The organism is Actinokineospora lacus (assembly GCF_053813445.1).
Genome location: NZ_JBQERA010000023.1, coordinates 19,902 through 29,791 on the forward strand (window position 1 = coordinate 19,902; position 9,890 = coordinate 29,791).

A 9,890-nucleotide genomic window follows, 5' to 3' on the forward strand; every position below is an offset into this window, starting at 1 on the left:
GTGGGCGGAATCCCGGCCGGGGCGGGACCATCCCCGCGCGTGCGGGGCGGGCACTTGTTGAGCTGGGGGTTTGTGGCGAGTGAGGCTGGTTTTCATTCACTTTGGTGGCTCCCTGCTGGCGGTTCAGGCGGATATGTGCCGGCCTTGGTCGCGGTGCAGGGCGTGGACGTGACTTGATTGGCCACAGTCCTGACCCGGGGTCATCCCCGCAGGTGCGGGGCAAGTGTGAGGCTGATTCAGTTCTCAAACGACGAAGTTCTGTGGAGTTTAGCTAGGTGTCTTCGGTGAGGAAGGGGATGGGTGTGGATCTTGACTGAAGGGGTCTGGTCTATGTTGAGTGTCATGCTTGAGGTGTGGGGGAAGAAGAAGGGGCTCGATGGCCCGTATCCGCTGGTGTTCCACTTGTTGGACGCGGCGGCGGCGGCGTTCGTGTTGTGGGAGTCGCATGTGCCGGTGGGGGTGCGGGGGTGGTTGGCGGCGCAGTGGGGGATGGATGAGGAGGGGGCCCGGTGGGTGGTGGCGTTGTTGGCGGGTTGGCATGACATCGGGAAAGCAGGCTTCTTTCAGGAAGAGGTGAGCCGTGATGACGCGCGGTGGGTGGCGCATGAGCAGGTGAGTTACCTGTCGGTGCCGAGTGTGTTGGGCGATCCGGGGTCGGTGGAGGTGTTTGCCGAGTCGGTGGCACATCGGGTGGGTGAGGTGTTGGGCGGGCATCATGGGGTGTTTCCGCAGGTTGATCGGTTGGCGGAGTGGCCGGAGCGGTCGCGGGCGTTGGGTGGGGTGCAGTGGCAGGGGCGGCGGCGGGAGTTGGTGGAGGCGGTGCGTCGGGTGTTGGGGGAGCCGGGGTTGCCGTCGGTGTTTCCTGCGGCGTGTGCGGCGGTGGTGACGGGGTTGGTGATCGTGGCGGATTGGGTGGTGTCGGAGACGCGGTGGATCAAGGAGTCGCAGTGGGGGGCGTCGCAGGAGTTGGGGGCGAGGTGGGTGCACACGTTGAGTGCGATGGGGGAGCGGGTGGCGGGGGTGGGGTTGGGGGTGCCGCGGTTGCGGGCGTCGGTGTCGACGCGGGAGTTGTTGGGTGAGTCGCCGCGGGCGTTGCAGCGGTCGATCGAGGAGGAGTTCCGGCCGGCGGGTTCGGGGTTGTTGGTGGTGACGGCGCCGACGGGGGTGGGGAAGACAGAGGCGGTGGCGGTCGCGGCGCGGGTGTTGGGGGAGGTGTCAGGGCGTCCGGGGGTGGTGTGGTGTTTGCCGACTCGGGCGACGACGAATGCGATGTGGCGGCGGTGGACGAGGTTCGCGGAGGTGATGGCGGTCGAGTCGACGGCGGTGACGTTGGGGCATTCGATGGCCTCGTTCGACGAGGGCTATCGGGAGTACTGCGTGGAGCATCCGGAGTCTGTGTGGGTCAACGACCCGCATCGCCCGATGTTGGCGGGGTTGAGTGTGGTGACGGTGGATCAGGTGTTGATCGCCGGGTTGGCGACGCGGTTGAACATGGTGCGGTTGTGGGCGTTGGCCGGGAAGGTGTTGGTGGTCGACGAGGTGCACGCCTTGGAGCCGTACATGCTGGCCCTGTTGGGGCGGGTGCTGTCCTGGTGCGGTTTTCTCGGGGTGCCGGTGGTGTTGTTGTCGGCGACCCTGCCCGCGTCGGTGCAGCGGGAGTTGACTGGCGCGTATCTGTCCGGTGTGGTGCCGACGGTGGGAGGAGAGCCCGCGGTCGGGAGGTATCCGGGATGGGTGTTCACCGGCCTGGACGGCGGTGTGCAGCGGCCGAGTCCTGCGGCGGTGGTGTCGATGCGCGAGGACGGGCGGCGGACGGCGCGGGTGGAGTGCGAGCCGGGGCGACGGGGGGAGGTGATCGCCGGGTACGCCCAGCGCGTCGTGGGGGAGGGCGGGTGTGTCGCGGTGGTGTGCGCGACCGTCCCGGCCGCGCAGATCACCTATCAGCGGCTGGTCAAGCAGGTGGGCAAGGACCGGGTGACGCTGCTGCACGCCCGGTTCCCCGAACAGCACCGGGTGGCGGTGGAGCAGGAGGTGAGCGACGCCTTCGGCAAGGACTCCACCGCCCAGACCCGGGCGAGGCCGCGGATCGTGGTGTCGACCTCGCTGCTGGAACAGTCGCTGGATGTCGATTTCGACCTGGTGATCAGCGACCTCGCTCCGATCGCGCAGCTGCTGCAACGGCTGGGCCGGTGCCACCGCCACGCCCGCACGGGCCGGCCGGGGTGGTTGGAAGAGCCGAGGCTGGTGGTGCTCGACCCGGTCGGCGAGTTGCCGCCGTCGTTGTGCGCGTTGTATCCGGAGTACGAGCTGCTGGCCACCCGCACGGTGTTGGCCGAGCACGGCCCGCTGGTGCGTGTTCCCGAGGACGTGGACACGTTGGTGCAGCGGGTCCACAGCCGCGACTTGCCGCCACTGGAGCCCGAGCAATTGCGGCAGTGGAAGGAGCGCCACGACATGACCGAACTGCACCGGGCGCTGGCCGGGCACAGCGCGGTTCCCGCGCCGTCTCAGGTGTGGGAGCTGCACCGCATCACCCACGCACAGGTTGGAGAGGCGGCGATGTCCACGCGCTTGGGGGTGGACTCGGCCAGGGTGATCCCGTACACGGAGGATGCCGACGGCAAGCGGTGGCTGGCCGACGGCGTGCCGTTGCCCGGTCCTCACCTCAACCGCGACAAGATCAAACTACTGGTCGACCACTCCATCCCCTGCCCGCAGGACTGGGTGGACAACCCGAAATCGGCCGCGCTGGAGAAGACACCGGAACGGTGGACGCACCCGGTGTTGCGGCGGGCGCGGTTGCTGCCGAAGTCAGGACGCGCGGGACTGCGGGTGGACAAGGAACTCGGCTTGGTGAAAGGGCGGCTCGATGATGAGGAATGGTGATCTGCGCACCGCGGCGGTGTTCCCGGTCGCTCATCCCGAGGACGGGGTGGTGTGGGTGGGATTGCGGGAGTTGTTGTTGCGGGCGCACGAGTTCAACGACTTGGCGCTCACGATACCCGCGGCCGAGGTCGGAATGCTGCGCGTGCTCTACACCATCGCCGCCAGGATCAGCGGCCTGGACACCGTTGCCGACGACGCGACGATGACGGAGGCGTGGAACGCCAAGCGGCAGACGGTGCTTGAGCGAGGCCGGTTCTGCGCGGACGCGGTGGAAGAGTACCTGTCCGCACACGAGGGCCGATGGGACCTGTTCGACCCGGTACGCCCGTGGTGGCAGGACCCGAGACTGGTTGAGCAGGCCGAGGCCAAGTCGGCCAACGTGTTGGACCCGACCCGTCCGGGAGACAACTCGCCGGTCTGGTGGCAGCACACCCATGCCGGGCACGCCCCACCGATCCCGGTCGCGATGGCGTTGCAGTGGCTGCTGGTGCACCACTACTTCGGCTCCGGCGGCACCGGCGGCACCCGCCGGGTCGGCACCACCGCCAGCCAGCACATGTCCTCCGGTCCCCTGCGCGCGGCGTTGGTGTTCAGCCCGCTGGCACCCACCCTCTTCGAGACGTTGATCGCGGGCATCCCCCGCCCGAGCACCGTGGATAACCCGCGCGCCCCAGACACCGCGCCGTGGGAGAGCTCGGAGTTGAACGACCCACTGGACACCCCGCCGCCGGTCTCCTGGCCTGCCGGTCTGTTGACCGGCCGTTCTCGGCACGCCCTGCTGCTCGTTCCGGACGCCGACCAGACCCATGTGGTGGGCTGCTACCTGACCTGGGGCTGGAAACCTCGACACATTCCCCACCCCGATCCCTACACGATCATCGACGCCGGCAATGACGGCCAGTGGCGCCACCGCCAGGCCAGCAGCACCCGCGCCCTGTGGCGCGAGGTGGACGCGCTACTGGCAGACCGCCCCGACTCGAAGCGCCCCGACGTGCTGACCTCGGCACTGTTCCTGCCAACGGCCTTGCGCGACACGCTGCTGGTCCGCGCGCACGGATTCGACCAGGACACCAAGACGGTCAACCGCGGCTGGTTCACCGCGGTCACCCCGCCGCTGTTGGCGTGGATGCGGGAGAACGACTGGGACCGCGCAGAAGGTGCGGCGAGCCTGCACCAAGCCGCCGAGGACATTGCCGGGGTGATGAACTCCGCGCTGCGCACCGCCTACCGCAGCCTCGGCACCGGCGAACCGGGACGAGACAAAGGCAAGGAAGTTCCCTGGCTCGCGCCCGCGGCCGCTTTCTACTGGCCCGCCGCCGGAACCCTGTTCTGGGACAAGGTCCGCGCCGGAGAATTCGACGAACCATACCGGCTCTACGTGCGGCTGGCCGTGGATGCCGTCGCCGAGGCGACTCGTCCCCAGGCCCACCACCCTGCGGTCGCTCGCGAGGTCGCCACCGCCCAGCGCTACCTGCTCAACTTCGCCAACAAGAAGAACCCGCGTCCACCCCGTTAGCAAGGAACCGCCATGCCCAGTGACCGCGCCACACGCTTCGTGGACTTCATCGTGGGCACCGCCCGCGACACCCCCGGTGCCCGCGCCGACCTGCGCTCCGGGCTCGGGCGCCCCATCGACGCCGCCACCCGAGTGCACTGCTATCTCGCGCGTTTCAGCAGCCCGAGTTCGCCTCACGCCACGGCCGTGCTCTACACCGTGGCCTCGCTTATCGCCGTCAACCTCGACAACGCCATCCCGGAACGCTCTCCCGGATCACTGGGCGCGTCCATCGGCTTGGCTGGTCATCTGGCGGAGAAGACCCGGGAAGATAGTGTGCATCTGTTGGCCCGCCAACCTGCCGCGCAGCTCTGCCGAGCTCTCACCCGTGTGGTCGTGCCGCTGCGACAAAGCCTCACCAAGAACGCCAAGATCGACTTCGCCAGGCTCATCGATGACGCCATCTCATGGCGAACCGGCCGCCAGCGCATCGGCAGCCAGTGGCTGCAGGACTACTACCGCACCTGCCTGCGCGTCAATGACGACATCACCGATCTCTGAAATACCATCCTGAAAGGACAACTGTGTTCCTCGACATCCACGCCCTGCACACTCTTCCCTATTCCAATGTGAACCGCGATGGCCTGGGTTCTCCCAAAGGTTGCCTGTTTGGGGGTGTGCAACGCATCAGGGTCTCGTCGCAGTCGTGGAAGCGCGCCGCTCGCCTGGAAACCGAGAAGCACCTGGACACACCGACCGTCCGTACCCGTCGCATCGCCGCCGCCGTCGCCGAGCACTTGGAAGCCGACGGCTGGACAGCTGAGGACGCCCGCCGCGCTGGACGCGCCGTCGTCCACGCCTACGGCTTGCCCCCCGCCGAGGACGGCGACAACACCAGCGTGCTGCTGTGGGTGCCGCGGACGGTCATCGCCGACCTGGCCGCCCTCGCCACCGAGCACCGCGACCTGGTCACCACCCTCGCCCTGCCCGAACTGGACGACAAGAGCAAGCCCAAGAAGCTGTCGAAGGCCCAGCAGGAGGAGAACGCGAAGACCATCGCCGCGATCACAGCGGCGATGAGCACCCCGGCCCGGTCGATCCTCAACCAGCGCTCAGCCACCATCTCCCTGCTCGGCCGCATGCTCGCCGACACCCCCGACCACACCGTCGACGGCGCGACCCAGGTCGCCCACGCCTTCACCGTCCACGAAGCCGCCGCCGACTACGACTACTTCACCGCCGTCGACGACTGCGCCGCCAACAGCGGCGCCGGACACCTGGCCACCGCCGAGTTCGCCTCCGGCACCTTCTACCGCTACTGCACCGTCAACCTCACCCAACTCGCCGCCCAGCTCGGCGACCTCGACACCGCCCTCAGCGTCACCGAGGCATGGACCCGCGAGTTCCTCACCGTCGTCCCCAGCGGCAAGAAGAACTCCACCGCACCGGCCACCAACCCCGACCTGACCTACCTCGCCGTCCGAGACGCCCCCCGCTCGCTGGCCTGCGCGTTCGAGAAAGCCATCGTCAGCGAGAACGGCTACCTCGCACCCGCCTGCGCGGAACTCAACGACTACACCGGCAGGCTCACCACCTTCCTCGGCGACCCTGGCCACTGGAGCGGCCACGCAGGCACCCCCACCGCCACCTACACCCACCTCGGCGACCGCCACGACTCCCTCGACCGACTCGTCCAAGCCGCCACCAACGCCCTGCTCGACAACCACCCCCACACGGACGCGGCATGACCGGCCTGCTGCTGCACCTGGCCGCGCCCCTGCAGTCCTGGGGAACCAACTCCGCCTGGCACCACCGCGACACCCACACCCACCCCACCCGCTCCGGCATCACCGGACTGCTCGCCGCCGCCACCGGAACACCCCGCGGAGACGACCTCAGCCCCTTCGACGCCCTCACCTACACCATCCGCGTCGACCGCCCCGGACACCACATCTCCGACTTCCACACCATCGGCGGCGGCCGCACCCCCGAACACACCCCCATCCTCGCCAGCGGCAAACGACGCCCCGCCGGAAAAGGAACCATCCTCACCCAACGCCACTACCTCACCGACGCCGCCTTCACCATCGCCATCACCACCACCAAACCCGGCCTCCTCGACCAGCTCACCACCGCACTGACCCGCCCCACCTACACCCCCTACCTCGGCCGCCGATCCTGCCCACCCCCCGCCCACCTCTACCTCGGCACCCACCCCGACCCCGTCGGCGCCCTGCACACCACCATCCCCCTCGCCCGAACCAAACCCCGCACCCCCGAACACACCCACGTCGACATCGACTTCATCACCGAAACCCCACCCCCACAACCCAGCCGGACCCACACCACCCCCACCCACCCAGAAATCTTCGGCGACCAACGCACCTACCGACCCCACACCACCTGGACCACCACCCACCCCCTTCCCGCCATCCTCTGCGCCGGCCACGGAAGCCACTACCTCCACGCCCTCACCACCGCCCTGCGCCCCACCCAGCCGCGCCCGGAGAACCCATGACCACCCTGTTCACCCGCCCACTCCACCTCACCAAACTCATCGTCAACCCCGCCCACCCCCAAGCCAACCAAGCACTCCGCGACATCTACCGAATGCACCAAATCCTCACCACATTCGCCTGCCCACCCAACTTCGGCCCCGCCTCCCGCACCGCCGCCGAACTGCTCTACCGCATCGACCACACCACCACCGGAATCCACATCCTCCTGCAATCCGCCACCCAACCCGACCCCGCCCACGTCCCCCCAGGCTTCGCCCACGCAGGCACCCGCGACCTCACGCCCCTCCTCGACCACCTCCACACCCACCCCACCATCCGCTACCGCATCACCCTCAACGCCACCACATCCCGCCTCCAACCCCGCCCCACCACCAGCGATGACCAACCCAAACGCCCCCGCGGCACCCTCATCACCCTCACCGGCGAAGACGCCCTCACCTGGTGGCACACCAAAGCACCCCACCACGGGCTACAACCCCACACCACCGCCACAGCCGACACCACCAAATCCCGAGGCCGCAAAAACAAGAAACCCATCACCATCACCGCCACCACCATCGAAGGCACCGCAACCATCACCAACCCACACACCCTCCAAGACAGCCTCCGCACCGGCATCGGCCGCGCCCGCGCCTTCGGATGCGGACTCCTCACCATCGCCCCCCTTAACCCGCCCACCCGTCCATGACGACAACCACCAGACCACAGCCAGCTTCAAACAGAAGTGAACGAGAATTCGGTCCGACAATAGGAAACCTGCAGGTCAACAAGTATGCGCTCCGCACGCGCGGGGATGGGCCGCAGCAGCGAAACCCCGCGACAAGCCAGAAAAAATGCGCTCCGCACGCGCGGGGATGGGCCACCGCGCGATCGGCAACCGCAGGGGCGAGGCGGATGCGCTCCGCACGCGCGGGGATGGGCCCTTCGGGTCCGCTCCCGACCACGCCACCCCGCCATGCGCTCCGCACGCGCGGGGATGGGCCCTTGGGGGCGGTCTCGGGGGCGGTCTCGCGGATATGCGCCCCGCACGCGCGGGGATGGCCCCTCGGGGGTGACCATGCCGGAGCGCCACCAGCTATGCGCCCCGCACGCGCGGGGATGGACCAAGGACTTCACCGAGCACGGAGTTCTCGCCATCATGCGGCCCCGCACGCGCGGGGATGGACCGGGCACTCTGACCGTGAGCCGGTGGCACCTGGCATACGCCCCGCACGCGCGGGCAACGGCTGAGGGGGACGACTGCTTCGCTGGTGCGTTTAACACTGCGTCCGCGGGGGCTCGCACCCATCGCGAGCTAACGACTTCCGCATCACTGGTTGTGGTCCGCCGCCGCAGGCAAACCAACGGTGGATGAACTTGGGTCGCAGTGTCACCCTTGAATTCGACTGATCAGGCTTTGAATGGCAGAGTTACACTATACGTGGCGGTGGTGGCGATCGCGCGATCCCAGGAGTTCGCATGAATGACTTTAAAAGCGAAGACGAGAAGGAGTTGACGACATCTTCGAAGGTGGGCGTTAACGATCTCGGCGAGGCAACCATCAGGCTTGCGAAGGAGATTCGGCAGCGTCGCAATCAAGCTGGCATGAGCCAACCGGAACTAGCCCGGTTGATCGGATACACCAGACAATACGTATCCCATGTCGAACGCCCGCAAAGCAACCTGCCGTCCCTGGAACTCATTCGAGCGTTGGACAAGGCGCTGGAAGCGAACGGAATCCTGCTGAAGCTGAGAGAGGCTGCACGGCAGGAACGATACAGCCGGCGCGGAAAGCTGCCCCCTTGGGATGCTTCCGACATTGCGAGTCACGCTTCAACAGACCACTCCGACGACATGCTTCCGCCGCAACACGTACGCGCGAGCCAAGAGGAATGGCTGCGCGTTCGGAACGCTCCCGGTGTAAGAGGGCGAGAACTGACTGAACTTGCGGCCTGGCTGTACCCCGAGTCTGACCGCGCGACCGGCGGTCATGTGCTCACCGATTCCCACTGGCTCATGGAGAAGCCCGTTGAGTTGGACTCTGTCAAGTTGCAATGGGACCAGGACGCCGCACCTTACACACTCCCCGAAGGAGCACACACAGACGGCCTGCTTCCCTTGCGGGAGAAGGACATCCGATATACGGACTACAGTCGAGCAGTACGCGACCTGGTGCGCCCTCGGCTGCTGGAGAACCGTCTCAGCTATCGATTGATCGCCGCACACGGCGAAACAGACGGAACTTTGAGGTTGCGGTTCAGTCGCACCACTTTTTTCGAGGTCTTCAACGTCAAGCAGATGGTCGCACATGAGTTCAAGAAAGCTTGGCTCTTGTCGGGAAGGCAGATACCCGGGTTCGAACAACTCCCATTGCGCGCAGCCATCGGAAACCCGTTCGACCCTACACGACTGCTCATGTCGCCAGGGATCAACACCCTAACGATACGCCGTGGCAGCCTCGGCGAGAGCGCAAGTTTCGTCCTCCACGAACGAGATGGCCAAAAGGTCGCCGACGGCGGCGGTTTGTGCCACGTGATGCCCGCTGGCGAATTCCAGCCATCATCCATCGCGCAGGTAGACGTCGCGAACGACTTCTCCCTATGGCGCAACATCATGCGCGAGTTCTCCGAGGAATTTCTGGGCAACCCCGAGCACGACGGCTGCAACCCGAACGCCATCAACTACGAGAAAGACGAACTATTCACGCGATTCGAACTCGCGCGCGAACGCGGCACGCTTCGCATGTGGCACTACGGACTGGTCGTAGAACCGCTGGAACTGGGTGCCCTGCAACTTACCGTCGCGGTCCTGGATGCGCCGGAGTTCGACAGGCTCTTCGCCGACATGGTGGCCACCAACGACGAGGGAAACGTAATAGGCAAGGGCGGAACTAAGAGCTCCTGTCAGAATGAGTAGAGGCGTCGGTAGCAGATCATCGCGCAGCCCAGGGACAGTAATCCCTGATGCAGGTCTGCTCGTCGTTCCCAGCGGGTGCGTAGGCGTTTGTACTG

At 66.9% G+C, this 9,890-nt stretch carries 7 protein-coding genes, 1 pseudogene and 2 CRISPR repeat arrays (1 of these 10 only partly in view); of the genes and pseudogenes, 7 read left to right on the forward strand and 1 reads right to left on the reverse strand.

Annotated features, from left to right (window positions below; genetic code table 11):
- A CRISPR array of direct repeats spans nt 1–52; the repeat unit is 25 nt; it begins 338 nt to the left of the window's first position.
- Between the two features lie 248 nt (nt 53–300).
- The 7 genes from cas3 (at nt 301) to ACTG9Q_RS32385 (ending at nt 9,795) form a co-directional block, all read left to right on the forward strand.
- Nucleotides 301–2,886: a CRISPR-associated helicase Cas3' gene (gene cas3, locus ACTG9Q_RS32355; RefSeq protein ID WP_455576763.1), complete on the forward strand. Its 2,586-nt coding sequence runs from the start codon at nt 301–303 to the stop codon at nt 2,884–2,886.
- Entirely contained in the window at nt 2,870–4,402 is a 1,533-nt protein-coding gene (gene casA / locus ACTG9Q_RS32360) for a type I-E CRISPR-associated protein Cse1/CasA (RefSeq protein ID WP_455576764.1), read from the forward strand. Before cas3 ends, casA begins: the two co-directional genes overlap by 17 nt.
- Before the next feature lie 12 nt (nt 4,403–4,414).
- The gene (gene casB / locus ACTG9Q_RS32365) at nt 4,415–4,942 is read left to right on the forward strand and encodes a type I-E CRISPR-associated protein Cse2/CasB (RefSeq protein ID WP_455576765.1); all 528 of its coding nucleotides are present in this window, start codon (nt 4,415–4,417) and stop codon (nt 4,940–4,942) included.
- A 23-nt stretch (nt 4,943–4,965) separates the two neighbouring features.
- Nucleotides 4,966–6,129, forward strand: coding sequence for a type I-E CRISPR-associated protein Cas7/Cse4/CasC (gene cas7e, locus ACTG9Q_RS32370; RefSeq protein WP_455576766.1), 1,164 nt, complete (start codon nt 4,966–4,968; stop codon nt 6,127–6,129).
- Nucleotides 6,126–6,899, forward strand: a complete 774-nt coding sequence (gene cas5e, locus ACTG9Q_RS32375) for a type I-E CRISPR-associated protein Cas5/CasD (RefSeq protein WP_455576767.1) — start codon at nt 6,126–6,128, stop codon at nt 6,897–6,899. Before cas7e ends, cas5e begins: the two co-directional genes overlap by 4 nt.
- Nucleotides 6,896–7,588 (forward strand): type I-E CRISPR-associated protein Cas6/Cse3/CasE, encoded by a 693-nt coding sequence (gene cas6e, locus ACTG9Q_RS32380; protein WP_455576768.1) that lies wholly within the window; start codon nt 6,896–6,898, stop codon nt 7,586–7,588. The genes cas5e and cas6e overlap by 4 nt, the downstream gene beginning before the upstream one ends.
- A gap of 84 nt (nt 7,589–7,672) precedes the next feature.
- A CRISPR array of direct repeats spans nt 7,673–8,005; the repeat unit is 28 nt; unit sequence ATGCGCTCCGCACGCGCGGGGATGGGCC.
- A gap of 353 nt (nt 8,006–8,358) precedes the next feature.
- The gene (locus ACTG9Q_RS32385) at nt 8,359–9,795 is read left to right on the forward strand and encodes a helix-turn-helix transcriptional regulator (RefSeq protein WP_455576769.1); all 1,437 of its coding nucleotides are present in this window, start codon (nt 8,359–8,361) and stop codon (nt 9,793–9,795) included.
- Here the strand turns inward: ACTG9Q_RS32385 and ACTG9Q_RS32390 are convergent.
- Nucleotides 9,783–9,890, reverse strand: a pseudogene (locus ACTG9Q_RS32390) (IS5/IS1182 family transposase); the annotation flags it as partial. The gene ACTG9Q_RS32385 and the pseudogene ACTG9Q_RS32390 sit on opposite strands and share 13 nt — an antisense overlap.